At 67.4% G+C, this 688-nt stretch carries 2 protein-coding genes; both read right to left on the bottom strand.

All coding sequences use genetic code 11. The features are described 5' to 3' along the window. On the bottom strand, positions 1-272 hold a 272-nt coding region (gene tnpB / locus C6P61_RS17360), incomplete at its 3' end, for an IS66 family insertion sequence element accessory protein TnpB (RefSeq protein ID WP_146115100.1). Continuing rightward, a partial coding sequence (gene tnpA / locus C6P61_RS17355; RefSeq protein ID WP_342352639.1) for an IS66-like element accessory protein TnpA occupies positions 269-688 on the bottom strand: 420 nt, incomplete at its 5' end. The genes tnpB and tnpA, both read right to left, overlap by 4 nt.

Here is a 688-nt window from a genome sequence, read left to right as displayed (position 1 = left end):
GCGTCGAGCTGGGCCCGGCACAGTCCGGCGTTGGGCTGGCCGGCTGCCGGCCAGACGAACTTGCCCTGGTGCAGCCGGCGCGCGGCCAGCCAGATGCCGATGCCATCGTGCACCAGCACCTTGAGGCGGTTGGCGCGCTTGTTGGCGAACAGGTAGGCATGGTGAGGCTGCGCCGCACCGAAGACTGCCACCACGCGGGCCAGCGCCATGTCGGTCCCCGCTCGCATGTCCAGCGGTTCGCTGGCGAGCCAGACCGCATCGACTCGGATCACTGCAGCCACTCCTGTAGCCAGGCGGCGCACTCGCCGGCGGCCGAGACAGGCCAGCTCACGCTGACTGTTGCCTCGCCACGGCGTAGCTCGATTTGAATGGCCCCTGACGTGGCAGACGGAGCAGGCAACGCCAGCGGTACGAAAGCCGGTGCGGGCGGCGAGCCACGATCTGGAACAGAAACAGGTCGGGACGAATGAGTCTTTGCCGGCAGGGATCGCTTGTGCTCCTCGATGACCCATTTGCGCACCATGTTGGCATTGAGGCCGTTGGCCAGGGCCACGGCGGCAATCGAGACGCCGGGTTGCAGGCAGGCCTGGATGACAGCGGCCCGGAACTCGGGTGAATGGCGCCGGCGCTGGCGTCCGGCTGGGGGATGAGTGATGTTGGTGTCCATGTGTCCGCGTGTAGATAAGCG

Origin of the sequence: Malikia spinosa, from assembly GCF_002980625.1 — a bacterium.
GTDB lineage: Bacteria > Pseudomonadota > Gammaproteobacteria > Burkholderiales > Burkholderiaceae_C > Malikia > Malikia spinosa.
The sequence above is the reverse complement of the archived record's forward strand: the minus strand, read 5'-3'. Positions and strand labels throughout refer to the sequence as shown.